At 71.8% G+C, this 25904-nt stretch carries 26 protein-coding genes; 5 read left to right on the top strand and 21 right to left on the bottom strand.

The genetic code is table 11. The features are described from left to right. Positions 1–72: 72 nt before the first annotated feature. A complete protein-coding gene (locus tag ACSLIC_RS19310) occupies positions 73–465 on the bottom strand; it encodes an SCO5389 family protein (protein WP_436738961.1) in 393 nt (130 codons plus the stop codon). Between the two features lie 212 nt (positions 466–677). Between ACSLIC_RS19310 and nucS the strand changes: the two genes are divergently transcribed. After that, entirely contained in the window at positions 678–1340 is a 663-nt protein-coding gene (gene nucS, locus ACSLIC_RS19305) for an endonuclease NucS (protein ID WP_436738960.1), read from the top strand. Between the two features lie 260 nt (positions 1341–1600). Here the strand turns inward: nucS and ACSLIC_RS19300 are convergent, their stop codons facing one another. The 3 genes from ACSLIC_RS19300 to ACSLIC_RS19290 all read right to left on the bottom strand — a co-directional run bounded on the left by ACSLIC_RS19300 (position 1601) and on the right by ACSLIC_RS19290 (position 5907). Continuing rightward, positions 1601–4015 carry an ATP-binding protein gene (locus ACSLIC_RS19300; protein WP_436738959.1) on the bottom strand — a complete coding sequence of 805 codons (2415 nt, stop codon included), beginning with the start codon at positions 4013–4015 and terminating at the stop codon, positions 1601–1603. Between the two features lie 304 nt (positions 4016–4319). Then, complete coding sequence (locus tag ACSLIC_RS19295; protein WP_436738958.1) at positions 4320–4643, bottom strand: STAS domain-containing protein; 324 nt, start codon at positions 4641–4643, stop codon at positions 4320–4322. A 415-nt stretch (positions 4644–5058) separates the two neighbouring features. Further along, positions 5059–5907 (bottom strand): 3-hydroxyacyl-CoA dehydrogenase family protein, encoded by an 849-nt coding sequence (locus ACSLIC_RS19290; protein ID WP_436738957.1) that lies wholly within the window; start codon positions 5905–5907, stop codon positions 5059–5061. 181 nt (positions 5908–6088) lie between these two features. Here ACSLIC_RS19290 and ACSLIC_RS19285 point away from each other — a divergent pair, with 181 nt between their 5' ends. Continuing rightward, a complete protein-coding gene (locus tag ACSLIC_RS19285) occupies positions 6089–6661 on the top strand; it encodes a cob(I)yrinic acid a,c-diamide adenosyltransferase (RefSeq protein WP_436738956.1) in 573 nt (190 codons plus the stop codon). Between the two features lie 15 nt (positions 6662–6676). Here the strand turns inward: ACSLIC_RS19285 and ACSLIC_RS19280 are convergent, their stop codons facing one another. Further along, positions 6677–7279, bottom strand: coding sequence for a hypothetical protein (locus tag ACSLIC_RS19280; RefSeq protein WP_436738955.1), 603 nt, complete (start codon positions 7277–7279; stop codon positions 6677–6679). Positions 7280–7478: 199 nt separating this feature from the next. Here ACSLIC_RS19280 and ACSLIC_RS19275 point away from each other — a divergent pair, with 199 nt between their 5' ends. The 3 genes from ACSLIC_RS19275 to ACSLIC_RS19265 all read left to right on the top strand — a co-directional run bounded on the left by ACSLIC_RS19275 (position 7479) and on the right by ACSLIC_RS19265 (position 11464). After that, on the top strand, positions 7479–8735 hold the full coding sequence (locus ACSLIC_RS19275) for a sensor histidine kinase (protein WP_436738954.1): 1257 nt from the start codon (positions 7479–7481) through the stop codon (positions 8733–8735). A gap of 6 nt (positions 8736–8741) precedes the next feature. Then, the gene (locus ACSLIC_RS19270) at positions 8742–9389 is read left to right on the top strand and encodes a response regulator (RefSeq protein ID WP_436738953.1); all 648 of its coding nucleotides are present in this window, start codon (positions 8742–8744) and stop codon (positions 9387–9389) included. A 194-nt stretch (positions 9390–9583) separates the two neighbouring features. Next, positions 9584–11464 (top strand): glycosyl hydrolase family 18 protein, encoded by a 1881-nt coding sequence (locus ACSLIC_RS19265; RefSeq protein ID WP_436738952.1) that lies wholly within the window; start codon positions 9584–9586, stop codon positions 11462–11464. A gap of 184 nt (positions 11465–11648) precedes the next feature. Here the strand turns inward: ACSLIC_RS19265 and ACSLIC_RS19260 are convergent, their stop codons facing one another. The 16 genes from ACSLIC_RS19260 to rpmE all read right to left on the bottom strand — a co-directional run bounded on the left by ACSLIC_RS19260 (position 11649) and on the right by rpmE (position 25900). Beyond that, positions 11649–12095, bottom strand: coding sequence for a DUF2550 domain-containing protein (locus ACSLIC_RS19260; protein WP_436738951.1), 447 nt, complete (start codon positions 12093–12095; stop codon positions 11649–11651). A 127-nt stretch (positions 12096–12222) separates the two neighbouring features. Further along, entirely contained in the window at positions 12223–12597 is a 375-nt protein-coding gene (locus ACSLIC_RS19255) for a F0F1 ATP synthase subunit epsilon (protein ID WP_436738950.1), read from the bottom strand. Positions 12598–12750: 153 nt separating this feature from the next. Continuing rightward, the gene (atpD, locus tag ACSLIC_RS19250) at positions 12751–14193 is read right to left on the bottom strand and encodes a F0F1 ATP synthase subunit beta (RefSeq protein ID WP_436738949.1); all 1443 of its coding nucleotides are present in this window, start codon (positions 14191–14193) and stop codon (positions 12751–12753) included. Further along, positions 14193–15110 carry a F0F1 ATP synthase subunit gamma gene (locus ACSLIC_RS19245; protein ID WP_436738948.1) on the bottom strand — a complete coding sequence of 306 codons (918 nt, stop codon included), beginning with the start codon at positions 15108–15110 and terminating at the stop codon, positions 14193–14195. Before ACSLIC_RS19245 ends, atpD begins: the two co-directional genes overlap by 1 nt. Positions 15111–15130: 20 nt before the next feature. After that, complete coding sequence (gene atpA / locus ACSLIC_RS19240; RefSeq protein WP_436738947.1) at positions 15131–16723, bottom strand: F0F1 ATP synthase subunit alpha; 1593 nt, start codon at positions 16721–16723, stop codon at positions 15131–15133. Positions 16724–16858: 135 nt separating this feature from the next. Continuing rightward, on the bottom strand, positions 16859–17674 hold the full coding sequence (locus tag ACSLIC_RS19235) for a F0F1 ATP synthase subunit delta (protein WP_436738946.1): 816 nt from the start codon (positions 17672–17674) through the stop codon (positions 16859–16861). Further along, a complete protein-coding gene (locus ACSLIC_RS19230; RefSeq protein WP_436738945.1) occupies positions 17671–18216 on the bottom strand; it encodes a F0F1 ATP synthase subunit B in 546 nt (181 codons plus the stop codon). The genes ACSLIC_RS19235 and ACSLIC_RS19230 overlap by 4 nt, the downstream gene beginning before the upstream one ends. A gap of 45 nt (positions 18217–18261) precedes the next feature. Then, a complete protein-coding gene (gene atpE, locus ACSLIC_RS19225) occupies positions 18262–18498 on the bottom strand; it encodes an ATP synthase F0 subunit C (RefSeq protein ID WP_003950878.1) in 237 nt (78 codons plus the stop codon). Positions 18499–18581: 83 nt separating this feature from the next. Next, complete coding sequence (atpB, locus tag ACSLIC_RS19220) at positions 18582–19409, bottom strand: F0F1 ATP synthase subunit A (RefSeq protein ID WP_436740418.1); 828 nt, start codon at positions 19407–19409, stop codon at positions 18582–18584. Positions 19410–19662: 253 nt separating this feature from the next. Next, the gene (locus ACSLIC_RS19215) at positions 19663–20091 is read right to left on the bottom strand and encodes a hypothetical protein (protein ID WP_436738944.1); all 429 of its coding nucleotides are present in this window, start codon (positions 20089–20091) and stop codon (positions 19663–19665) included. A gap of 310 nt (positions 20092–20401) precedes the next feature. Further along, entirely contained in the window at positions 20402–21754 is a 1353-nt protein-coding gene (locus ACSLIC_RS19210; RefSeq protein WP_436738943.1) for an MraY family glycosyltransferase, read from the bottom strand. Positions 21755–22030: 276 nt separating this feature from the next. Then, complete coding sequence (locus ACSLIC_RS19205) at positions 22031–22705, bottom strand: protein-tyrosine-phosphatase (RefSeq protein WP_436738942.1); 675 nt, start codon at positions 22703–22705, stop codon at positions 22031–22033. Further along, positions 22702–23349, bottom strand: coding sequence for an L-threonylcarbamoyladenylate synthase (locus ACSLIC_RS19200; RefSeq protein WP_436738941.1), 648 nt, complete (start codon positions 23347–23349; stop codon positions 22702–22704). Before ACSLIC_RS19200 ends, ACSLIC_RS19205 begins: the two co-directional genes overlap by 4 nt. A gap of 229 nt (positions 23350–23578) precedes the next feature. Next, positions 23579–24424, bottom strand: a complete 846-nt coding sequence (gene prmC, locus ACSLIC_RS19195) for a peptide chain release factor N(5)-glutamine methyltransferase (protein WP_436738940.1) — start codon at positions 24422–24424, stop codon at positions 23579–23581. A gap of 40 nt (positions 24425–24464) precedes the next feature. After that, positions 24465–25541: a peptide chain release factor 1 gene (gene prfA / locus ACSLIC_RS19190; protein WP_436738939.1), complete on the bottom strand. Its 1077-nt coding sequence runs from the start codon at positions 25539–25541 to the stop codon at positions 24465–24467. A 137-nt stretch (positions 25542–25678) separates the two neighbouring features. Then, a complete protein-coding gene (rpmE, locus tag ACSLIC_RS19185) occupies positions 25679–25900 on the bottom strand; it encodes a 50S ribosomal protein L31 (RefSeq protein WP_436738938.1) in 222 nt (73 codons plus the stop codon). Between the last annotated feature and the right edge of the window lie 4 nt (positions 25901–25904).

The following is a 25904-nucleotide window of genomic DNA, read 5'->3' as shown; positions in this document are numbered from 1 at the left end:
TGGTGGGGGTCGCCGCACGGCGGGTGCGCGTCGCGTCCGGACCCGCGCGAGGGCGGCTCCGGACGGGAGGGCTCAGCAGTCCCTGAGCTCCGGGGACTGGTTGAGCAGCTGTCCCCGGATCGAGGTGAAGCGGGCGAGCCGCTCGTCCGAGTCGGAGGAGAGGGGGAAGACCGCCACACGGTGGCAGTTCTGGAATGCCAGGCGGACCCCGAAGTGACGCTGGAGCGCCCCCCGGATGGCGTCGCTGGCCAGGGCGCGCAGGAGCTGGCCGCGGGCCTGCTCGTCGGGCGGCGGCGTCTGGTTGTCGGCGAACTCTCCGCCGTCGACCTTCAACTGGGCGACGAGCTTGCTGATCATGTCCCATGCGTAGGGCAGGGAGGTCCGGACGCAGTCGACGAAGGCGGCTTCGTCGACCTCGCCTCGCTCGGCCTGTTCCAAGAGGGCCGGTGAGACGTCGAGCGACATGGGTTCTCCTCTCACACCCCCGTCTGACGGGGGCTGACGGACGGGGCTGGAGTTCGCGCACACGCAGCGTGCGCGCATGGCAACCTCCCGCTGCCACGGTATGCAAGGAGACCGGCCCGCACCAGGAGAATGCGCACACAACCGGCCAGCGATGAACGGGGCTTCCCGGGCGAATCGCGTCGGACCCCGCCCGTCGAGTAGCGTTGCCGACCATGCGTCTCGTCATCGCCCGCTGCTCCGTGGACTACGCGGGCAGGCTCACGGCCCACCTTCCCTCCGCCCCTCGCCTGATCCTCGTGAAGGCCGACGGCAGTGTCTCGATCCATGCGGACGACCGGGCGTACAAACCGCTCAACTGGATGTCGCCTCCGTGCACCCTCAAGGAGGGCGAGGACGACATCTGGACCGTGGTGAACAAGGGCGGGGAGAAACTCGTCATCACCATGGAGGAGGTCCTGCACGACTCCTCGCACGAACTCGGCGTGGACCCAGGCCTCATCAAGGACGGCGTGGAGGCCCATCTCCAGGAGCTCCTCGCGGACCGGATCGAGACGCTCGGCGAGGGATACACCCTGATCCGGCGCGAGTACCCGACCGCGATCGGCCCGGTCGACATCCTCTGCCGGGACGCCTCCGGCGCGACGGTCGCCGTCGAGATCAAGCGGCGCGGCGAGATCGACGGCGTGGAGCAGCTGACCCGCTATCTGGATCTCCTCAACCGCGACCCGCACCTCGCCCCGGTCCGCGGCGTCTTCGCCGCCCAGGAGATCAAGCCGCAGGCACGCGTCCTCGCCACCGACCGCGGCATCGGCTGCACGGTCCTGGACTACGACGCGCTGCGCGGCATCGAGGACGACAAGTTGCGGCTCTTCTGATCCGGACGGCCTTCGCCGCCGGGGCGCGACGTGGCGTCGTCGAGCCGCCTGACGTGCTCACTCGCTTCGCTCCCCGCGCGCGGCGGGCGTCTCGTCGACGACGCGCCCCTTTGGCTCAAACCGCGGGCATGGCCGCGTGCGTGCACCCGTACGGGATGCGACCGGGGCGGCCGTCGGACACCCGGCCCGAACACGGAACGTAGTCGAAACGCCCCCCGGTTTCCCGGCCGGGGGGCGTTCGCGCGTGTGGGAGGGCGGGGTTACGACACGGTCCGGCTCGCGGACGGCTCGGAGGCCACGCCGCCGGCCGAGTCTTCGGTGCCGGGCTCGGGGTCCTTCGGGCCGGGGTCCTCGCTGGACGGGGGCGGGTCGCTGGGCTCCGGGTCGGGGCTGGAGGGCGGCGTGCTGCTCGGCGGCCTCGACGAGGAGGGCGGCGTGGTCGGCGGTTTGGTGGTGGGCCGGTCCGGCGGGGAGGTGGTCGGGCCGCTGGGCGAGCTGCTCGGCTCGTCGGACTCGGACGGGGAGGGCGAGGCACTGTCGCTGGGCGTCGGTTCGTCGGGGGTGCCGCTGGCCCCGTCGCCGCCCGGGCCGGTGCTGGTCGGCCCGGAGTCGACGGGCTGCTCGGCCTCGGGGGCGTCGTCGCCCTCGTCCTCGGGGACCGTCTGCTCGGTGGTGACCCGGTCGACGGAGGCGGGTTCCTCGTCGTCGCCGCTGAGGGCGCCGAGGGTGACGGCGGTCCCGAGGACGGCGACGAGCAGGGCGCCCGCGCCGGCGGCGACCAGGTTGCGCCGGGCGCCGGTGAGGGCGGCCCGGCCGGGCCTGCCGTCCTTGGCGGCCAGGGCCGACGGTCCGCCCACGACGGTCGTACCGGCCGTGGGGGCGGCCGGCTGGACACGGGTCACCCCGGCCGGGGGCGTCTTCCTCGGCAGCCCGGCGGGCGGGGTCGTCGCCCCGTCGCGGCGCGGCGGGACCGGGGGCCCGTCCGGCGGCGGGGTGGCACGGGTCACCGGGGTGGTCTCCCCCGCGCGGTCGGCGACCAGGGCGAGGGCGCGGCGGCCGGCGACGGTGCCGCGCTTGTCGGAGAGGGCGCCACGCAGCGCGACCGCGGCCTCCAGCTCGGCACGGGCCCGGTCGAGCCGGTCCTGGCAGAGCGCGAGGATGCCCAACTCGTGGTGGAAGTACGCCTCCTCGGCGACCTCGCCGGAGAGGCGGGCGGCCTCCTGGCCGGAGCGCAGCACCCGCTCCCAGGCGCCCCAGGCGAGGCCTGCGGCGAGGGCCGGGGCGACGGTGCGGGCGAGCAGGACGGCGGTGGCCTGCCGTACCGGGTCCTGGCCGCCGACGAGGGCGGTGAGCGCGGCGAGGACGGCGTCGGACTCGGCGGCGGTCCGCTCGGGGGTGACCGAGGGGTGGCCGGTCCACCAGGTGTAGTGCTGGGCGGCGGTGTGGGCGCGCTCACCGTCGTCGGCGTACCCCTCGGCGGTGAGCTGCTCGGTGACGCCGGCGGCGAGCCGGTAGCGGTTGCCGACCGGGGTGACCAGGCCGCAGTCGAGGAGTTCGGTGAGGGCGGCATCGGCGTGGGTGTCGCCGACCAGGGCCGGCAGATGGGCCTGGTGCGGGACCTCGCCGCCGAGCGCGTAGGCGAAGCCGAGGGTGGCGCGGGCCGCCCCGCTGAGCCGGGAGGCGAGCAGGGCGGCGGGGGCGGCGCCCTCGGCGACGGTGGGCAGCGGTGCCTCGGTGGCGCCCGACTCCTCGCGGAGCAGGTCGCGTTGGTGGAGCAGCGCGCCGGCCTGGACGAACCGCAGCGGCAGCCCCTCGGACTCGAACCAGAGGTCGCCGGCCCAGGACACCTCGTCCTCGCTGAGAGCGCGGCCGGCGCCCTGCGCGAGCAGGGTCAGCCCGCCGGAGCGGCCGATGCCGCCGAGGGCGATCTCCTCGACGCGGGCCGCGCCGCCTGGCGCGGGCACGTCGGGGGTGCAGGCGAGCAGGACGGCGCACTCGGGGGTCGCGGCGAGGAAGGCGTCGAGGGCCGCGCCGCCGAGGTCGGCGTCGTCGACGAGCACCACGGCACCGATCTCGCCGGCGAGTTCGGCGAGCAGGGCGGGGCCGGGGCGGTGCGCGGGCAGCAGGTGGACGGCGGCGCACAGGGCGTGCAGCAGGTCGTCGGCGGTGCGGTGGTGGCCGTCGAGGCGGACGACGCCGTCGGGGGCGAGCCCTTCGCAGCGTGCGGCGACGGCGTCCAGCAGCACGGTGCGGCCGGAGCCGCGGACGCCGGTGAGGCGGACGGAGCGGCCCCGGGAGAGGAGCGAGACGAGGGTGTCGCGTTCGCCGTCGCGTTCCAGCAGCCGGTGGTGGGTGCGGGGGACGCCGGGCGGGGCGGGCGGCTTGCCCGCGGCGGCGAGCGCGGCGCGGTCGTCGGGGGTGCGGCGCACCGGGGGGCTCGGGTGGCGGCCGGGCGGACAGACCTCGATCTCGCTGCCGTCGACCGGGTTGACGGTGACGAGGTGGCCGCCGGCGACGAGTTCGACGGTACGCACCCGTGGCGGCACGGGCTGGCCGAGGTCGGGGCCCTGCGGCGGGCGGGGCCGGCGCCCGGCGGGGCCCGGCTGCGGGCCGCCGGGTATGCGGTGCTGGTCGCCGCCGCCCCGCTGGTGCGGGTCCCGGTGGTTCGGGTCCATGGCTGAAGCCCCCATAGCGTCGTGCCGTACCGCGTGCCCGGCCGCCGCCCCCGTCCGGTCCGGGGAGCGCGGTGTCGCGGCCCGGTCCGGAATACGTCGGTACGGCGCGCCGGGTCTCCGCTGCCGCCGGTCACGTGGGGCGCCGGGCATGAGGACAGCGGACGGGACCGCACCATAAGCCTTCGGCCAGTATCCAGGAACACGCGGGGTGGGCCGGGGCCCGGGAGGTCACGTTCTCATGAGGATTGTGCGCTGATCCCTCGGGAACGCCCGGATTGGCCCCCTCCGGCTCGCCCGCCCGCGCTCAGGCGCGGGGCAGGGAGTCGAGGCCGATGCCGCCCTCGATGGCGAGGATGCGGTGGAGGCGGGTGGCGACCAGGAGCCGCCGCATCTGCGGGGGTACGGAACGCAGGACGAGGCGCCGCCCGCAGCGGCCGGCGCGGCGGTGGGCACCCATGATGACGCCGAGCCCGGTGGCGTCCCAGGAGTCGAGGGCGGCGAGGTCGAGGACCAGGTCCCCGGTGCCCTCGTCCACGGCGGAGTGCAGGACCGTCCGGGCGTCCGCCGCGCTGCGGACGTCGAGGCGGCCCCCGACGACCAGCTCGGCATGGTCGCCCCTGATGTACATATACGCTCCCCGGGTCTGCTGGCGTGGGCTGCGGAGGTTGCGTCCGCGGGCGGCACGGTCAGGGCCGCCGGTGGTGCCCGGGGTGGCGGAGGGTCTCCCGGAGTCCGGGGAGCCTGGTGGGCCGCCGGAGCCGGGTGCCGCCCCGGGTGGGTGGTGTGGTGTCACTTCGTATGTCACCGCAACTGACTGGCTCATGCACACAGAAGTCGCCTCCTGTGAGCGAACCGACACCGAAATCACCCGTGAGGGTGAGGGGTGGTGCGCTGACGGGGCCGCTCCTGCGGACCTCGGGTGCGAGGGCGCCCCGGCGGTGCGGACGACGGGTGCGGGCACCGGCGAGCGGAGCGAAGGAGGCGGGCGCGCTCCCGCGCGGGTGCCGCCGGGCCCGCACCCCGAGGGGGCGGGCCCGGCGCGGTCAGTACGAGTAGAAGCCCTCGCCGCTCTTGCGGCCGAGGTCTCCGGCGTCGACCATGCGGCGCATCAGCTCCGGCGGCGCGAACTTCTCGTCCTGCGACTCGGTGTAGATGTTCTGCGCGGCGTGCAGCAGGATGTCGACGCCGGTCATGTCGGCGGTGGTGAGCGGGCCCATGGCGTGGCCGAAGCCCAGCTTGCAGGCGACGTCGATGTCCTCGGCGGTGGCGACGCCCGACTCGTACAGCTTGGCGGCCTCGACGACCAGCGCCGAGATCAGCCGGGTGGTGACGAAGCCGGCCACGTCGCGGTTGACGACGATGCAGGTCTTGCCGGTGGACTCGGCGAACTCCCGGGCCTTGGCGAGGGTTTCGTCGCTGGTCTTGTAGCCCCGGACCAGTTCGCAGAGCCGCATCATCGGGACCGGCGAGAAGAAGTGCGTCCCCACGACCCGCTCCGGCCGCTCGGTGACGGCGGCGATCTTGGTGATCGGGATGGCGGAGGTGTTCGAGGCGAGCACCGCGTCCTCGCGGACCAGCTTGTCGAGGGCGCGGAAGATCTCGTGCTTGACGTCGAGCTGTTCGAAGACGGCCTCGACCACGATGTCGGCGTCGGCGGCGCCGTCGAGGTCGGTGGTCGTGGTGATCCGGCCGAGCGCCGCCTCGGCGTCCTCGGCGGAGAGCTTGCCCTTGGCGACGAACCGGTCGAAGGAGGACTTGATGCCGTCCGTCCCCCGGGTCAGGGCGGCGTCGGTGACGTCGCGCAGGACGACGTCCCAGCCCGCCTGGGCGGAGACCTGAGCGATTCCCGAACCCATGAGTCCGGCCCCGATGACGGCGAGCTTGCGTGCCACGACATCCCCTAACGCACTGTTTGCCTCTGTCTCTTCGGCGGAGAGTAGCGGTCCTGAGGCCCGCGTGGGGCGGTTGGTAACGCGCATCACGTCTCAAGGGGCGGACATCACACGGGCGGACGCACGGCTTTCGGGTACCGCGCGCCGCGCGGCGTCGAGGCACCGTCATTACGCTGGCCCCATGGTCAATCTGACACGCATCTACACGCGCACCGGGGACAAGGGCACCACCGCCCTCGGCGACATGAGCCGCACCGCCAAGACCGATCCGCGCATCGCCGCCTACGCCGACGCCAACGAGGCCAACGCGGCCATCGGCGCGGCACTGGCCCTCGGCGATCTGCCCGAGCCCGTCGCCAAGGTCCTCCTGCGGGTCCAGAACGACCTGTTCGACGTGGGGGCCGACCTCTCCACGCCGGTCGTCGAGAACCCGGAGTACCCGCCGCTGCGCGTGGAGCAGTCCTACATCGACAAGCTGGAGGCCGACTGCGACACCTACCTCGAACAGGTCGAGAAGCTGAGGTCGTTCATCCTCCCCGGGGGCACGCCGGGCGCCGCCCTGCTCCACCAGGCCTGCACCGTGGTGCGGCGTGCGGAGCGCTCCACGTGGGCGGCGGCGGAGGTCTTCGGCGACACGATGAACCCGCTGGCCGCGACCTACCTCAACCGCCTCTCCGACCTCCTGTTCATCCTGGCCCGGGTGGCCAACAAGGAGGTCGGCGACGTGCTGTGGGTGCCGGGCGGGGAGCGCTGAGAGCGGGGCGGACCCTTACCGGACGGCCCGTTCCGCGGCGGGCCGCTCCGGCGCCGCGCCCCCCTCGGCGGCCCCGCCGACCCCGTCCTTCGGCTTCTTCGGCCACAGCGCGTACGAGAGCGCGATGAGCCCGTGGATGAGGACGGCGCGGCCCGCGACGCCCTGCCAGGAGGCGAGGGAGGCGGTGCGCTCCGGGTCGCCGACGTACCAGACGCCGATCTGGAGGAGCGCGGCCGCGACGCCCGCGCCGAGCACGGTACGCAGCCAGAGCTTGACCTCGTGGCGGGTGCGGGCGGCCCCGAAGCGGGGCGGCTTGACGGGCGGCGGGCCGCCGGCGAGGCGGTGGCGGGCGTGGCCGTCGAGCCAGCGGACGGTGTAGTGGCCGAAGGCGACGGTGTACCCGATGTAGAGCGCGGCCAGGCCGTGCTTCCAGTCGGGGGCGGCGCCGGCGCGCAGATCGAGGACCGTGACGAGGAGGAGGACGACCTCCAGCAGCGGCTCGCAGAGCAGCACGGCGGCGCCGGTCCGGGGCATCCTCGCCAGGTAGCGCAGCCCGAGCCCGGCCGCGAGCAGGGCCCAGAAGCCCACCTCGCAGATGACGATGAGCGTGACGATCACGGCGTGCTCCTCCTCGGGCTCCGGCGGCGGGGCCGCACGGCAGGGCGGCCCGTTCCGTCTTCCATCGTCGCGCGGGGGGCGTGCGCGCGGCGTCGTCGCGGCAGACGATCCGGGCGTGCGCCTTTCGATGTAGCGGCGGGCCCGGTGAAGGGTCCCGCGGGTCCGCGCGGGCGGCCGGGGCGGCGTGTTGGATGGGGGCATGGTCCGACCGCCGCCCCGCCCGCACCGCCACGACGTGCTGATCGCGCTCTCCGGGCTGCTCGGCGGGCTGCTCCTGTGGGCGCTCGGACTGCACACCCGGATGGCGGCGCCCTCCGTCCCGGCGGACAACGACGCGGGCTGGGTCCTGCTGCCGCTGGCGGCGACGGCCGGCGCGGAGCTGCTGCGCCGGACCTGGACGGGGTGGGCGCTGACGGTCGGCACGGTCGCCCTGGTCGCCGACCAGTTCACGGCCGGATCGCTGGCCACCGTGATCATGTACACGGACCTGGTGTACGCGGCGGTGCTCTACGGCCCGCCCGTCCGGGCCCGGCGCCTTCCGGCCGCGACCGGCCTGGTCACGGTGGCCGTGACGCTGGCCCTGCTGGCCTGGTTCCGGCAGCCCCAGGCGCTCCTGGTCGGCCTGGTGGTCGGCGTGATCTCCTTCGGCCCGGCGACCACCGGGGCGATGCTGCGCAACCACCGGGAGGCGACCGCCGCCGCCCGGCTGCGGGCCGAGCAGACGGCGCTCCTCGCCGAGATGGACCGGGTGCAGGCGGTCAACGACGAACGGGCGCGGATGGCCAGGGAGTTGCACGACCTGGTGGCAGGCCACCTCTCCGCCATCGCGATCCACTCCACGGCGGCGCTCTCCCTGGACGACGAGGCCACCAGCCTGCGGGCGCTCGGGGTGATCCGGCAGAACAGCGTGGAGGGCCTGGCCGAGATGCGCCGGCTGATCGAGGTGCTGCGCGCCGAGGACGCGGGCACCCTGTCGGTGGCGCCGACCCCGGAGGGGCTGGGCGCCCTGGTGGAACAGGCCCGGGCCAACGGCCTGGACGTACGCCGTTTCGCCCCTCCCCCGGCAGAGCCGCCGCTGCCGGCGCCGGTCGGGCTCGCCGCGTACCGGATCGCGCAGGAGTCACTGACCAACGCGCTCAAGCACGGCGCCCCCGGCCCCGTCGACGTCGTGCTCTGCCGGACGGACGCGGCGCTGACGGTGCGGGTCCTCTCGCCGCTGGGGGCGAAGGCCGGGCCCCGGGTGCCCGGGTCGGGGGCCGGGCTGGTGGGGATGCGGGAGCGGGCGGAGCTGCTCGGCGGGAGCTTCTCGGCGGGGCCGGTGGGCGAGGCCCGGCCGGGCGGCGGCCGCCGGTGGGAGGTCCGGGCGGTGCTGCCGCTCGGCGAGGCGGGGAGCGGGTCCGAAGGGACGGGTCCCGTCCCGGGACACGGTGGCCAGAGCGGCACGAGGGAGAGGTGAGGCGCGGTGGTGATCCGCGTGGTGGTGGCGGAGGACCAGTCCTCGGTGCGGGCGGGGCTGGTGCTGATCCTGGGCAGCGCGCCGGACATCGAGGTGGTCGGGGAGGCAGCCGACGGCGAGGCGGCGGTGCGGCTCGCCGAGGAGCTGCGCCCGGACGTGGTCCTGATGGACGTGCAGATGCCCCTACTGGACGGGATGTCGGCGACGCGCCGGGTGGTGGCGGGCGGCTGGGCCGACGTGCTGGTGCTGACCACCTTCGACCTGGACGAGTACGTCTTCGGGGCGCTGCGGGCCGGCGCCTCCGGCTTCCTGCTGAAGAACACCGACGCCCCGGGGCTGCTGGCGGCGGTGCGGACGGTCGCCGGGGGTGAGGGGATGATCGCCCCGGCGGTGACGCGACGGCTGATCGCGGCCTTCGCCACCGGCCGCGCCCCGCGCCCGGCCGGGGCCGAGCCGCCGGAGCTGGCCGCGCTGACGCGGCGCGAGCGGGAGGTGCTCGGCTGTCTGGGCGAGGGGCTGTCCAACGCGCAGATCGCGGCCCGGCTGGAGATGGCGGAGGCGACGGCGAAGACCCATGTGAGCCGGGTCCTGGGCAAGCTGGAACTGCGCAGCCGCGCCCAGGCGGCCCTGCTGGTACGGGAGTTGGGGCTGTAGCCCGTGGGCGAGTCCGGCACACACCCGACACCGCGCCCACGCGAAGGGGCCACAACTCCCGCGTGATCCACACCCCTTGACCTCTGGTCCAGACCTTTCTACTCTCGCCCCACTGCGATGGGCACAGGTCGTCGGTGCTCACGGGCGTCGCAGGGTTCCGCCCCCATACGTCCGGACCTCTTGAGGAGTACGCCTTGAGTACGGTTTCCCCCAGCACCGACGGCGTCCGCAGCCGTCCCAGACCCCTGGACCGCCTCCGCCGGCGCGCGCTCGCCGCGCTCGTCGGCCTCGCGGTCCCCTTCGCCGGAATGGTCGGCCTCGCCGCCCCCACCCAGGCCGCCGAGTCCGCGGCCGACCCCAGCGCCTCGTACACCAGGACGCAGGACTGGGGCAGCGGCTTCGAGGGGAAGTGGACGGTGAAGAACACCGGCACCGCCCCGCTCAGCGGCTGGACCCTGGAGTGGGACTTCCCCGCCGGCACCAAGGTGACCTCGGCCTGGGACGCCGACGTCGCCAACAGCGGCGACCACTGGACGGCCGAGAACAAGAGCTGGGCCGGCAGCCTCGCCCCCGGCGCCTCGGTCACCTTCGGCTTCAACGGCACCGGCCCCGGCGCCCCCTCGGCCTGCAAGCTCAACGGCGCCTCCTGCGACGGCGGCGGCGTCCCCGGCGACACCCCGCCCACGGCCCCCGGCACCCCCACCGTCGGCGACCTCACCGAGAACTCGGTGAAGCTCTCCTGGACGGCCGCCACCGACGACCAGGGCGTGAAGGACTACGACGTCCTGCGCGACGGCGCCAAGGTCGCCACCGTCACCACCACCGCCTACACCGACCAGGGCCTCGCCGCCGGCACCGACTACTCCTACGCCGTCCAGGCCCGCGACACCGCCGGCCAGACCGGCCCGGTCAGCGCCTCCGCCAAGGTCACCACCCCCGGCGACGGCCCGGGCCCCGGCCCCGGGGAGAAGGTCAACCTCGGCTACTTCACCGAGTGGGGCGTCTACGGCCGCAACTACCACGTCAAGAACCTGGTGACCTCCGGCTCCGCCGAGAAGATCACCCACATCAACTACTCCTTCGGCAACGTCCAGGGCGGCAGGTGCACCCCCGGTGACAGCTTCGCCGCCTACGACAAGGCGTACACCGCCGCCGAGTCCGTCGACGGCGTCGCCGACACCTGGGACCAGCCGCTGCGCGGCAACTTCAACCAGCTCCGCAAACTCAAGGCCGCGTACCCGCACATCAAGATCCTCTGGTCCTTCGGCGGCTGGACCTGGTCCGGCGGCTTCACCGACGCGGTGAAGGACCCGGCCGCCTTCGCCAAGTCCTGCCACGACCTCGTCGAGGACCCGCGCTGGGCCGACGTCTTCGACGGCATCGACCTCGACTGGGAGTACCCGAACGCCTGCGGCCTCAGCTGCGACAGCTCCGGCCCGGCCGCGCTCACCGACATGGTCCGGGCGATGCGCGCCCAGTTCGGCACCGACCTGGTCACCGCGGCCATCACCGCCGACGCCGGCTCCGGCGGCAAGCTCGACGCCGCCGACTACGCGGGCGCCGCCCAGTACTTCGACTGGTACAACGTGATGACGTACGACTTCTTCGGTGCCTGGGACAAGACCGGACCGACCGCTCCCCACTCGCCGCTGACCTCCTACAGCGGCATCCCGAAGGCCGACTTCACCTCGGCCGCCGCCATCGCCAAGCTCAAGGCCAAGGGCGTCCCGGCGGGCAAGCTGCTGCTCGGCATCGGCTTCTACGGCCGCGGCTGGACCGGCGTCACCCAGGACGCCCCGGGCGGCACCGCCACCGGCCCGGCCACCGGCACCCACGAGGCGGGCATCGAGGACTACAAGGTCCTCAAGGACACCTGCCCCGCCACCGGCACCGCCGGCGGCACCGCCTACGCCAGGTGCGGCGGCGACTGGTGGAGCTACGACACCCCGGCCACCGTGAAGGCCAAGATGGCCTGGGCCGAGGACCAGGGCCTCGGCGGCGCCTTCTTCTGGGAGTTCAGCGGTGACACCGCCGACGGTGAACTGGTCTCCGCGATCAGCTCCGGCCTGCGCTGACCCGGGCCGACACCCCGCCCGGTCCACCGGGCACCACTCCCCCGCGCCGGGAGGACGGGAACGCCCCCCGCCCTCCCGGCACTTCCCGTGCCGACGGCCGTTCCCCGGGCACGAAAAAAGCCCCTCCCCGCAAGGGAAGGGCCGCCATGTCACACCCACCAGGCCGCGGCGCGGGGCCGCACGCTCAGGCCACGTTGACCCGCTGCCCCGGAGGCGCCGCCTCCAGCCAGGCCAGGAAGCCGGTGAGGGCGTCCTCGCTCATCGCCAGCTCCAGGCGTACACCGCGATGACGGCAGCCGAGCACGAGCGCGTCGGAGAGGAGCGCCAGCTCCTCCTCGCCCTCGGGCGAACGCCGGTCGACCACCTCGATCGCCGAACGCTCCAGCATCCGTTTGGGACGCGGGGAGTAGGAGAAGACCCGGTACCACTCAAGGCGGTCCCCGTTGTAGCGGGCCACCCCGTACTGCCAGCCCTTGCCGCTCGTGTCGCCCTTCTCGGGGGCGTCCCAGCGCAGCGAACAGTCGAACGTGCCGCCCGACCGCTGGATCAGGCGGCGGCGCAGTCCGAAGACCAACAGCCCCAGGGCGACGAGCACGACCACCAGTCCGCAGACAAGCAGAGCGAGGAGCATCGGCACCGACCTCCTCGTCTTCCGTAACGGAACTCGTTTCGCACCTGCATCGCCTCAGCCGCGGCACGGTCCCGGAGTCTTCCGGACCGTGCCGCGGCTGAGGCGCGTCGTCGTCTTCAGCGCCCGGTCAGCGCGACGCCACCGCCCGCAGACGGACGTCGGCGCGGCGATGGGCGGCCTCGTCGGCCTCCGCCTTCGCACGCTCCAGCGCCCGCTCCGCACGCTCGACGTCGATCTCACCGGCCAGCTCGGCGATCTCCGCCAGCACCGACAGCTTGTCGTCGGCGAAGGACAGGAAACCGCCGTGCACCGCGGCCGCGACGGTCTTGCCGTCGGCGGTGCGGATGGTCACGGGGCCCGATTCCAGCACACCCAGCAGCGGCTGGTGACCGGGCATGATGCCGACGTCGCCGGTGGTCAGACGTGCCACGACCAGGGTGGCCTCGCCGGACCAGACGCTGCGGTCCGCGGCGACCAGCTCGACATGCAGCTCAGCAGCCAAGAGGGGCTCCTCGGGTCACCACCCGGCGGGTCGGCCGGGTGTTGGGACGAATTCTAGTGGGCTCCGGAGGGAGGGCGTCGGCCGCCCCGCGAGGGGCGGGCCGCAGCCCTCCGTCCGGTCGAGTCGAGGGACCGGTCACCCGGCCCGCCGGCTTCAGGAGACGCCCAGCTCCTTGGCGTTGGCCTTCAGGTCCTCGATGCCACCGCAGAGGAAGAACGCCTGCTCGGGGAAGTGGTCGTACTCGCCGTCGCAGATCGCGTTGAACGCGGCGATCGACTCGTCGAGCGGCACGTCCGAACCGTCCACGCCGGTGAACTGCTTGGCGACGTGGGTGTTCTGCGAGAGGAAGCGCTCGACACGTCGGGCACGCGTGACGACCAGCTTGTCCTCCTCGCCCAGCTCGTCCATACCGAGGATGGCGATGATGTCCTGGAGGTCCTTGTACTTCTGGAGGATCCCCTTGACGCGCATCGCGGCCTCGTAGTGGTCCTTCGCGATGTACCGCGGGTCCAGGATGCGGGAGGTCGACTCCAGCGGGTCCACCGCCGGGTAGATGCCCTTCTCCGAGATCGGGCGCGACAGCACGGTGGTCGCGTCCAGGTGGGCGAAGGTGGTGGCCGGGGCCGGGTCGGTCAGGTCGTCCGCGGGGACGTAGATCGCCTGCATCGAGGTGATCGAGTGACCGCGCGTCGAGGTGATGCGCTCCTGGAGGAGGCCCATCTCGTCGGCCAGGTTCGGCTGGTAGCCCACCGCGGACGGCATGCGGCCGAGCAGCGTGGAGACCTCGGAACCGGCCTGCGTGAAGCGGAAGATGTTGTCGATGAAGAACAGCACGTCCTGCTTCTGGACGTCGCGGAAGTACTCGGCCATGGTGAGGCCGGCCAGCGCGACGCGCAGACGGGTGCCCGGGGGCTCGTCCATCTGGCCGAAGACCAGCGCGGTCTTGTCGATGACGCCGGACTCCGCCATCTCCTCGATGAGGTCGTTGCCCTCGCGGGTACGCTCACCGACGCCCGCGAACACCGACACACCGTCGTGGTTGTTGGCGACGCGGTAGATCATTTCCTGGATCAGCACGGTCTTGCCGACACCGGCACCACCGAACAGACCGATCTTGCCGCCCTTGACGTACGGGGTCAGCAGGTCGATGACCTTGATGCCGGTCTCGAACATCTCGGTCTTCGACTCGAGCTGGTCGAAGTTGGGCGCCTTGCGGTGGATCGCCCAGCGCTCGCCGATGTTGGCGTTCTCCTCGGGCTTGTTCAGCACCTCGCCGAGGGTGTTGAACACCTTGCCCTTGGTGAAGTCGCCGACCGGGACGGTGATGCCCTCGCCCGTGTCGGTCACCGGGGCCTGGCGGACCAGGCCGTCGGTGGGCTGCATCGAGATCGCGCGGACCAGGCCGTCACCCAGGTGCTGGGCGACCTCGAGGGTCAGCGTCTTGAGCGCGCCCTCCTGAGCCGGGTCGGCGACCTGGACGGTCAGCGCGTTGTAGATCTCCGGCATCGCGTCGACGGGGAACTCCACGTCGACGACCGGGCCGATGACCCGGGCGACGCGGCCCGTGGCAACGGCCGTCTCAACAGTGGTGGTCATTACTTGTCACTCCCCGCGTTCGCGTCGGCCAGCGCACTGGAGCCACCGACGATCTCGCTGATTTCCTGGGTGATTTCGGCCTGGCGGGCCGCGTTGGCAAGGCGGGAGAGCGTGTTGATCAGCTCTCCGGCGTTGTCGGTCGCCGACTTCATCGCGCGGCGCGTGGCGGCGTGCTTGGAGGCAGCCGACTGGAGCAGCGCGTTGTAGATACGGCTCTCGACGTAGCGGGGCAGCAGGGCGTCGAGGACGTCCTCCGCCGACGGCTCGAACTCGAAGAGCGGCTTGGCGTCGCCCTTCGTCTCCGACTCCGCGGCGACCTCGTCGAGGGCGAGCGGGAGCAGGCGGTCGTCGATCGGCGTCTGCGTCATCATCGAGATGAACTCGGTGAAGACGATGTGGAGTTCGTCCACACCACCCTCGGCCGTCTCCTTCTCGATGGCTGCGATCAGAGGCGCGGCGACCGCCTTCGCGTCGGCGTAGGTGGGCTCGTCCGTGAAGCCCGTCCACGAGTCCGCGACGGTCCGCTCGCGGAAGGCGTAGTGGGCCGTGCCCCGGCGGCCGACGACGTACGTGTCGACCTCTTTGCCCTCCTTCTCCAGCCGGTCCGTGAGCAGCTCCGCCGCCTTGATGGCGCTGGAGTTGAACGCGCCGGCCAGACCGCGGTCGCTGGTGAGCAGCAGCACCGCGGCACGGGTCGGCTTCTCCACCTCACTGGTCAGCGGGTGGTCGGCGCTCGCCCCGGCCGACACGGCGGTCACCGCGCGGGTGAGTTCCGTCGCGTACGGCATGGAGGCGGTCACCTTGCGCTGTGCCTTGATGATGCGCGAGGCGGCGATCATCTCCATCGCCCTGGTGATCTTCTTCGTCGCGGTGACGGACCGGATGCGACGCTTGTAGACCCGGAGCTGCGCTCCCATGAGTCAGGTCCCTTCCGTCGTCACTTGGCCGCGGTCGTCGGAGCGTCCTCGCCAAGAAGCGTGCCGTCCGAGGTCTCGAACTGCTTCTTGAACGCGGCGATGGCGTCACCGACCGCCACGAGGGTGTCGTTCGACATCTTGCCGCCCTCCTTGATGGAGGTCATGAGGCCCTGCTCCTGGCGGTGCAGGTAGTCGAGGAGCTCGCGCTCGAAGCGGCGGACGTCCTTGACCGGCACCTCGTCCATCTTGCCGGTGGTACCGGCCCAGACGGAGACGACCTGGTCCTCGGTGGCCATCGGCTGGTACTGGTCCTGCTTGAGCAGTTCCACCAGGCGCTGACCGCGGGCGAGCTGCTGCTTGGACGCGGCGTCCAGGTCCGAGCCGAAGGTCGCGAACGCCTCCATCTCGCGGTACTGGGCGAGGTCCAGACGCAGTCGGCCGGAGACCTGCTTCATCGCCTTGTGCTGGGCGGAACCACCCACACGGGAGACGGAGATACCGACGTTCAGGGCCGGACGCTGACCGGCGTTGAACAGGTCGGACTCCAGGAAGCACTGGCCGTCGGTGATGGAGATGACGTTGGTCGGGATGAACGCCGAGACGTCGTTCGCCTTGGTCTCGACGATCGGCAGACCGGTCATCGAGCCCGCGCCCATGTCGTCGGAGAGCTTGGCGCAGCGCTCCAGCAGACGGGAGTGGACGTAGAAGACGTCACCGGGGTACGCCTCGCGGCCCGGCGGGCGGCGCAGCAGCAGGGAGACGGCGCGGTAGGCGTCGGCCTGCTTCGAGAGGTCGTCGAAGATGATGAGGACGTGCTTGCCCTCGTACATCCACTGCTGGCCGATGGCCGAACCGGTGTACGGCGCCAGGTACTTGAAGCCGGCCGGGTCGGACGCCGGGGCGGCGACGATGGTCGTGTACTCCAGCGCGCCGGCCTCTTCGAGGGCGCCACGCACGGAGGCGATGGTCGAGCCCTTCTGGCCGATGGCGACGTAGATGCAGCGGACCTGCTTGTTCACGTCGCCCGAGCGCCAGTTGTCGCGCTGGTTGATGATCGTGTCGACGGCCAGCGCGGTCTTGCCGGTCTGCCGGTCACCGATGATCAGCTGACGCTGGCCACGGCCGATCGGCGTCATGGCGTCGACGGCCTTGTAGCCGGTCTCCATCGGCTCGTGCACCGACTTGCGCTGCATCACCGTGGGGGCCTGCAGCTCAAGGGCGCGGCGACCGGTGGACTCGATCTCGCCGAGGCCGTCGATCGGCTGCCCGAGCGGGTCGACCACGCGGCCGAGGTAACCCTCGCCCACGGGCACGGAGAGGACCTCACCGGTACGCGTGACCGGCTGCCCCTCCTCGACACCACTGAACTCGCCGAGGACGATGGCACCGATCTCGCGCTCCTCGAGGTTGAGGGCGAGACCGAGGGTGCCGTCCTCGAACTTGAGCAGCTCGTTGGCCATGGCCGAGGGAAGACCCTCCACCTTGGCGATACCGTCGCCGGCGACGGTGACCGTACCGACCTCCTCGCGCGAGGCCGCGTCCGGCTTGTACGCCTGGACAAAGTTCTCCAGCGCGTCCCGGATCTCCTCCGGCCGGATCGTGAGCTCCGCCATCTGGGTTCCCTGCTCTCCTTGTTGGGCCCGAAGTTCTTAGGGGGATCTGGGGGCTCCCCCAGAAACTCTGCATCTCTGCACGGCCCAACTCGGGCCGTTGATCTTGCTTCTGTTCTTGACCGGGTACGTCCGGCGTCAGCCGGCCATCCGCCGGCTCGCCTCGTCGAGGCGGTCCGCGATCGAGCCATTGATGACCTCGTCGCCGACGTGGACCTTGATGCCGCCGATGACGGCCGGGTCCACTTCGAGGTTGAGGTGCATCGGACGGCCGTAGAGCTTCGCCAGGGACGCACCCAGGCGCTGCTTCTGCGGCTCGCTCAGCGGTACCGCCGAGGTCACCGTGGCGACCATCCGCCCGCGGCGCGCGGCAGCCAGCCGGGACAGGGACTCGAGTCCCTCTTCCAGGCTACGGCCACGCGGCCGGGTGACGAGCCGGGTGATCAGCCGGAGGGTGACCTTGTCGGCACGGGTGCCGACAAGGGAGTCCAGCAGCCCGGCCTTGGCGGCCTCGGTGGCGGCGGTGTCGGTGAGGGCGGCACGCAGCGCGCTGTCGGAGGAGACGATCCGGGAGAACCGGAACACCTCGTCCTCGACGCTGTCGAGAGCGCCGCGGCGCTGGGCCTCGGTGAGGTCCGCGTCGGCGGCCAGCTCCTCCAGGGCGTCCACCAGGTCGCGCGAACGCGACCAGCGGGTACGCACCATGCCGGCCACCAGGTCGGCGGTGGTGCCGCTGACCTGGCCGCCGAGGAGGCGCTCGACGAGCTGGGCCTTGGCCTCGCCCTCCTGCGCCGGGTCGGTGAGGACCCGACGCAGCGAGACCTCGCGGTGGAGCAGCGCGGTGACGTCGGCCAGCTCGGCGGCGAGCGAGCCGGCGTCGACGGACGTGTTGTCCGTCAGCGCGTCGAGACGCTCACGTGCGGCAGCCAGTGCCTCTCGGCTCGCTCCGTTCATCGCGTGGCCTCGGCCTTCGTCGCGGCGTCGTCCAGTCCGTCGAGGAACCGGTCGATGGTGCGGCTCTGGCGGGCGTGCTCCTCCAGCGACTCACCGACGATCTTGCCGGCGAGCTCGGTGGCGAGCTGGCCCACGTCCTGCCGCAGCGACTGCGCGGCAGCCTTGCGGTCGGCCTCGATCTGGGCGTGGCCGGCGGCGATGATCTCCTCGCGCTGGCGCTGGCCTTCCGCGCGCATCTCCGCGATGAGCGTGGCGCCCTGCTCCTGTGCGTCGGAACGCAGCCGCGCCGCCTCGTGACGGGCCTCGGCGAGCTGGGCCTTGTACTGCTCCAGCACGCTCTGGGCCTCGACCTGAGCCGCCTCGGCCTCCTCGATGCCACCGACGATCTTGTCGTGACGCTCGTCCAGGACCTTGTTGATGCTCGGGAGGAGCTTCTTGGCGAAGACGAAGAAGATGATGGCGAAGCAGAGCAGGCCGATGACGACCTCGGGCCAGACCGGGAGCAGAGGGTTCTGCGGTTCCTCGGCAGCCAGGTACATCATGTGTGGACCTTTCTGTCTTGATCGGGCTTAGGACCGAACCGCCACTTAGCTGAGGATGAACGGAACGACGAAGCCGATGAGGGCGAGCGCCTCGACGACGGCGAAGCCGAGCAGCATGTTCTGGCGGATCAGGCCGGCGGCCTCGGGCTGACGGGCCATGGCCTGGACACCGTTACCGAAGATGATGCCGACGCCGACGCCGGGGCCGATCGCGGCCAGGCCGTAGCCGATGGTGCCGATGTTGCCGGTGACGGCCGCGAGGGTCTCAAAAGCAGCAGACATGTCCGTGGTTCCTTCTCTTAATGGGCCGGTGGGAGGTCTTTTCCACCGGACGTCTTAGGGGTGGTGGAGGTGGCTTCGGTCTCTCAGTGCGCTTCTTCGAGCGCCTGGGACAGGTAGGTCGCGGTCAGCACGGTGAACACGTAGGCCTGGAGCGCCTGGATGAACATCTCGAAGACGGTCAGCACCAGGGTCAGCGCGAAGGACGCGGTGGCGTAGACCGTGCCGAGCAGGGTACCGAGCATGTACCACGTGGCGATCGTGAAGATCAGGATCAGGATGTGACCCGCGAACATGTTCGCGAAGAGCCGGACCGCCAGGGTGAAGGGACGAACGAAGATGTTCGACACGAACTCGATCGGCGTCAGGATGACGTAGATCGGCTTGGGCAGGCCGCTGGGCACGCAGAGGTTGCGGATGCCGCCGACGAAGCCGTTCGTCTTGAAGGTCACCGTCATATAGACGACCCACACCATGAGGGCGAGGCCGATCGGGAAGGCGATGACGGAGTTGACCGGGAACTGCGCCAGCGGGATCAGCGCCCACAGGTTCAGAATCCAGACGAAGAAGAAGAGGGAGACCAGGAAGGGGACGAAGGGCTCGCCCTTCTTGCCGATCGTCTCCCGGGCGATGCCGCTCCGGACGAAGTCGTAGAGGATCTCCGCGACCATCTGGAACTTGCCCGGCACCAGCTTCGGCTTCGCGAACGCCGCCCAGAAGAAGGCGAGGATGACCACCGTGCCGATCAGGGCCAGCAGCATCGGCTTGTTGAAGTCGACCGGGCCGACGCTGAACATCGGGTCGAACAAGAACGACCACACGCTCGGAGCCGGGAAACCGCAATCCTTGAAGAGGTGGCAGTCGGTCTCGAAGGCGAGCAACTGGTCACTACTCACCGCGAGCTCCTTCGATATGACGCATAGGTACGGCTTCCTCGATGTGTCGGCGTGGGACAGGACCACATGGCGGCACTGGACTGGGTGTCGCGGGAGGACGGAGCGTCCGGCATGACGGCACTGGGCCCCGAAATGACGTGGGCTGGATCAGGTGTCGTCCCGCTCAACACCCGCTGCTCCGCACGAATCGCTCTCGGCGACGGACGATAGCAGCCTTCGGGTGCGGACTTTATCCGGCCCCTACTTACGAGGGCCGGCTCCGACGCCCCCATCAGCGACGCTCCGGCCCGGCCGGGGCGTCCTCTGACTCGGTTTCGACGTACAGGGTCTTGACGCGGGTGTGCACCCACGCCTGTCCGGCGATCCACACGAGCACGCAGGCGAGCATCGTGAGGCCGAACACCCGTCCGTCCATGAACGTCGCGTCGCGGAAGACCGCGAGCAGGATCGCCATCACCAGGATCTGGGTCGTGTAGACCAGCAGTCCGGCAGCCATGAACAGCTCCGACCACCGTCGTCCGATCACACTCATCGCCTTCAGCCCCGCCCCGAAGAAGGCGAGGGTGAGGACGGTGCCGACAGCGCCGCCGATGGCACCCTGCGCTCCCACCGTGATGCCGCCGATGAGGGTGCCGAGCAGTCCGGCACCGAATGACGGGATCGCGGCGCCGCGCAGAATTCGGGCGTCGTTCGACAGCATGAGTGGATCTCCAGCAGGTGACAGAGAGAGACGGACCTGAGGGCGTACCGAGCGTAGACGGGAGCGCTGAGCACTCCGGACCCGACCCGTCACTTGCGGGCCGCTCACCCTCAAGGTCGAGCTCTCGTGAACGGTATCACAAGCATTTTGATGAGGTCTTTACCCGGCAGGTGTGCCACCTGTCACACGTGAGGGCTAAGCCGCGCGTATGTGCGCGCCACGTGGCGCCTTGCCTGGTAATGCGCATTTTGCCTGGTTGAGGGTCCCTGGCCGGGCCCTCGTCCCTTCAACGGCGCAGGCCGCCCCGGCGTCACGACCGGGTGCTGGTGGCCTTCTCCCGCTCGGGACCGCCCCGTCCGCCGAAGCGCGAGCGCCCGCCGACGGCCGTCGCCCCGTTCGCCCCCGCGACGCCCACGGTGACCCGCGACTGCGGCTCGGCCCCCTCCGCGCCGCGGTCGCCCTCGGTGACGACGCCCTCCTCGCGCGTCCCGGCCGGGACGCGGCGCCGGTAGCGCGGCGGCACGAAGGACTCCGCCCAGCGCGGGGCGCGCGGCGTGAAGCGCGGCAGGAGCAGCAGGACCAGGCCCACGGCGCTCAGCGCGGCGACGCCCAGCGCCACCCACATCGACGCCTCGTTGACCGAGTAGGCGAGCGCCCCGAAGGCGATCAGCGCGGACCAGAAGTACATGATCAGCACGGCACGGCTGTGCGAGTGGCCGATCTCCAGCAGCCGGTGGTGCAGGTGCCCCCGGTCGGCGGCGAACGGCGACTGGCCCCGCCAGGTGCGCCGCACGACGGCCAGCACCAGGTCGGCCGCGGGCACCGCGATGATGGTCAGCGGCAGCAGCAGCGGCATGTAGACCGGCACCGTCTGGTGCACCGCGGCCTTCTCCGAACCCGCGAACAGGCCCATGGCGTCCGGGTCGACCTGGCCGGTGATGGAGATGGCGCCGGCCGCCAGGACCAGGCCGATCAGCATCGAGCCCGAGTCGCCCATGAAGATCCGCGCGGGGTGCATGTTGTGCGGGAGGAAGCCCACGCACATGCCCATCAGCAGGGCCGCGAAGAGCGCGGCGGGGGCCGCGGCCTCCAGTCCGTAGCCGTACCAGATGCGGTACGCGTGCATGAAGAACGCGGCGGCCGCGATGCAGACCATGCCGGCGGCGAGGCCGTCGAGGCCGTCCACGAAGTTGACGGCGTTGATGGTGATGAGCACCAGGGCGATGGTCAGCAGATTGCCCTGCCAGCTGGTGAGCAGCACCTGTCCGACACCGGGCACCGGCAGCCACAGCATGGTCAGGCCCTGCATCACCATCACCCCGGCGGCGATGAGCTGGCCGCCCAGCTTGACCAGGGCGTCGATCTCGAACTTGTCGTCGAGGACACCGATCAGCCAGATCAGGGCGGCGCCGGAGAGCAGCGCGCGCGGCTCGTTGGAGTCGAAGACCTCGCCCAGGTTGGTCAGATGGTCCGCGACCAGCAGCCCGGCGCACAGTCCGAAGAACATCGCGATCCCACCGAGCCGCGGAGTGGGCTCCCGGTGGACGTCACGGGCCCTGATCTCCGGCATGGCACCGGCCACGATCGCGAACTTCCGTACCGGCCCTGTCAACAGATACGTCACCGCAGCCGTGATGCAGAGCGTCAGCAGGTATTCACGCACGGGCTTCCCCACAAGTATCGCTGGCCATCCAGGCCCACACCCTAGCTTCGGGTGCATGCCCGCCGAGACTTTCGGGTAGCGACGAAGTCCGCCCGCTGCCGGTTCCCGGTCGTTCCGTCTCCGCGGTTTCCCGCGCTTCCCGCCGGTGCGCCCGCTGGTGCGGTACGCCCGGCTCCCCTGGCCGCCTGCCCCGATTCCGGGAGAGGCCACCCGTACGAGGGCCCGTCCGGCCCTGGCGGCGCCCTGCGGCGCCGTCCCGGCCGCTCTCGCGCCCGCTCAGCCCGTCGGCCGGCCCACCCCGGTCAGCGCCGTCAGCACCGGCTCCAGGGCCACCTGGATCTCCTCGCCCACCGCCTGGAAGAACGGCATGGGCGCCCCGTACGGATCGAGCACCTCGTCGGCCTCCACCGAGGGCGCCAGCAGCCAGCCGCGCAGGGCGGCGGCCGCCTGGACCAGGGCCCGCGCGCGGCCGACCACACCGCCCTCGCGCGGGTCGGGCAGGGTCGCCGGGTCTATCGCGCGCACCAGCCGGGTGAACTCCTTCAGCGTGAAGGTGCGCAGCCCCGCCGAGTGCCCCATCGAGATGACCTGGGCCCGGTGGTCCCGGGTCGCGGTCAGCACCAGATCGGCCCGGATGACGTGCTCGTCCAGCAGTTCCCGGCCCCGGAACCCGGCCGCGTCCGCGCCGAGCGAGGTGAGCACCGCCTCGGCGTTGGCCTCCATCGGGGCACCCTCGTGCCCCCAGGTGCCCGCGCTCTCCACGATGACTCCGCCGACACCGCTCTCGGGACTCTCGGCGAGCCCCATGAGCCCCAACCGGTCGGCCAGGGCATGCCGCGTCAGCCGCTCGGTGATCGGTGAGCGGCACACGTTGCCGGTGCTGACGTGGAGGATGCGGAAGGTCCCGCCGAGCGGTTGCCCCGCTATGCCACGCCCCTCAGGGACGATCAAGAGGCCACCTCTAGATCGGGGACCACCTTGCGCAGCTCGTCCGCGTCGATCGCGCCGGCCCGCAGCAGCACCGGAACGGAGCCGGTCACGTCCACGATCGACGACGGGACGATGCCCGGCGTCGGACCGCCGTCGAGGTAGACCGAGACCGCGTCGCCCAGCATGTTGCGGGCGGCCTCGCAGGTCTCCGGCGACGGGTGGCCGGTCAGGTTGGCGCTGGAGACGGCCATCGGGCCGAACTCGGTCAGCAGCTCGATGGCGACCGGGTGCAGCGGCATCCGCACCGCCACCGTGCCCCGGGTGTCGCCGAGGTTCCACTGGAGCGAGGGCTGGTGGCGCGCCACCAGCGTCAGGGCGCCCGGCCAGAAGGCGTCGACCAGGTCCCACGCCGTCTCCGAGAAGTCCGTGACCAGGCCGTGCAGCGTGTTCGGCGAACCGATCAGCACCGGCGACGGCATGTTCCGGCCGCGCCCCTTGGCGGTCAGCAGGTCACCGACGGCCTCCGCGCTGAACGCGTCCGCCCCGACGCCGTACACCGTGTCCGTCGGCAGGACGACGAGCTCCCCGCGACGCACCGCCGAAGCGGCCTCCCGCAGCCCGGTGACCCGGTCGGTGGCGTCGTTGGTGTCGTATCGGCGTGCCATGGCTAACGCTCCCTCTTGATTGTCGTTCGTTCGCCTCCGGGGCGCCTGAGGCGTTGTCGAGCCGGCCGACGTGCTCGTCCGCTGCGCTCCCTGCGCGCGAGGGGCGTCTCGACAACGACGCGCCCCTTCGGCTCACTCCCTCCCGGGGCTTCGTCCCGGGTGGTCGCGGTGGGCGTCAGTCGCGTGATCCGGGCGTCCGCAGGCGTCCGTGCCGTGGTGTCGCCGCCGGTCACGGCATCGCCTTGCGGGCCGTGGCGAAGCGGGGGCGGTTGTTGAGGTCGGGGTGGTCGGCGGCGTCGGCCCAGCCCTTCTCCTCGGTGAAGATCCACGGGACCTGGCCGCCCTGGGTGTCGGCGTGCTCGACGACGACGATGCCGCCGGGGCGCAGCAGGCGGTGGGCCGTGCGCTCGATGCCGCGGATGGTGTCGAGGCCGTCCTCGCCGGAGAACAGCGCCATCTGCGGGTCGTGGTCGCGGGCCTCGGGGGCGACGTACTCCCACTCGGTGAGCGGGATGTACGGCGGGTTGGAGATCACCAGGTCGACCTGGCCGTCCAGCTCGGGCAGGGCGCTGAACGCGTCGCCCTGGTGGAGCCGGACGCGGGAGCCCTCGACGTTCTTCCGGGTCCACACCAGGGCGTCCTCGGAGAGCTCCACGGCGTGCACGGTGGAGCGTGGGACCTCCTGGGCCAGGGCGAGCGCGATGGCGCCCGAGCCGCTGCACAGGTCGACCACGAGCGGCTCGACCACGTCCATCGCGCGGACCGCGTCTATGGCCCAGCCCACCACCGACTCGGTCTCCGGGCGGGGCACGAACACCCCGGGGCCCACCTGGAGTTCCAGGTACCGGAAGTAGGCGAGCCCGGTGATGTGCTGGAGCGGTTCGCGGGCCTCGCGGCGGGCGATCGCCTCCCAGTAGCGGGCGTCGAAGTCGGAGTCCTTGACGGTGTGCAGGGCACCCCGCTTGACCTGGTGGACATAGGCGGCCAGTTCCTCGGCGTCGTTGCGCGGGGACGGCACGCCGGCGTCGGCCAGCCGCTGGGTGGCCTGGGCCACCTCGGCGAGCAGCAGGTTCACGGGTTCCTCCAGCCGGTCCGTGCGGGGTGAAGAGGGAAGGTCAGGCGGCGGCGAGCTTGGCCGCGGAGTCCGCGTCCACGCAAGCCTGGATGACGGCGTCGAGATCGCCGTCGAGGACCTGGTCGAGGTTGTACGCCTTGAAGCCGACCCGGTGGTCCGAGATGCGGTTCTCCGGGTAGTTGTACGTCCGGATCTTCTCGGAGCGGTCGACGGTGCGGACCTGGCTGCGGCGGGCGTCGGCGGCCTCGCGCTCGGCCTCCTCCTGGGCGGCGGCCAGCAGCCGCGAGCGCAGGATGCGCATGGCCTGCTCCTTGTTCTGGAGCTGGCTCTTCTCGTTCTGGCAGGAGGCGACGACGCCGGTCGGCAGGTGCGTGATGCGGACCGCGGAGTCGGTGGTGTTGACGGACTGGCCGCCGGGCCCGGAGGAGCGGTAGACGTCGATCCGCAGGTCGTTCTGGTTGATCTCGACGTCGATCTCCTCGGCCTCGGGCGTCACCAGGACACCGGCGGCGGAGGTGTGGATGCGGCCCTGCGACTCGGTGGCGGGCACGCGCTGGACGCGGTGGACGCCGCCCTCGTACTTCAGTCGGGCCCAGACGCCCTGGCCGGGCTCGGTGGCGCCCTGGCCGCCCTTGGTCTTCACGGCGACCTGGACGTCCTTGTAGCCGCCCAGCTCCGACTCGGTGGAGTCGATCAGCTCGGTCTTCCAGCCGGCGCGCTCGGCGTAGCGCAGGTACATCCGCAGCAGGTCACCGGCGAACAGGGCCGACTCGTCGCCGCCCGCCCCGGCCTTGATCTCCAGGATGACGTCCTTGTCGTCGCTGGGGTCGCGGGGCACCAGCAGCAGCCGCAGCTTCTCGGTCAGCTGCTCGCGAGTGGCTTCCAGCTCCTTGACCTCGGCGGCGAAGTCCGGGTCCTCGGCGGCCAGCTCACGGGCGGTCTCGATGTCGTCCCCGGTCTGCTTCCAGGAGCGGTACGCGGTGACGATCGGCGTCAGCTCGGCGTAGCGCTTGTTGAGCTTGCGGGCGCCGGCCTGGTCGGCGTGGACCGCGGGGTCGGCGAGCCGCTTCTCGATGTCGGCGTGCTCGCCGATCAGTTCCTCGACCGCCTCGAACATCTTCGGGCTCCTGGTTCCTGCTGGTGACTGCGGGGGCTGGGAGGCGGCGGGGCCGGGGGCCGGGCCGCTCAGAACGGACAAAGCGCCGGTCCCGGCCGCCCGCTGAGGGGCGGCCCGAGGACCGGCGCAGTGGCTCGCTACTTCTTGGTGCTGCCAGCCTTGCCGAAGCGGGCCTCGAAGCGGGCCACGCGGCCACCCGTGTCGAGGATCTTCTGCTTGCCCGTGTAGAACGGGTGGCACTCGGAGCAGACATCGGCGCGGACGGTGCCGCTGGCGATGGTGCTGTGCGTGGTGAACGCCGCACCGCAGGTGCAGCTCACCTGGGTCTCGACGTACTCGGGGTGGATGTCGCGCTTCAAGGTG

Source organism: Streptomyces sp. BBFR102 (assembly GCF_051397025.1).
Taxonomy (GTDB): Bacteria; Actinomycetota; Actinomycetes; order Streptomycetales; family Streptomycetaceae; genus Streptomyces.
Note: the sequence above shows the minus strand (reverse complement) of the source record. Positions and strands in the feature narration are given on the sequence as shown.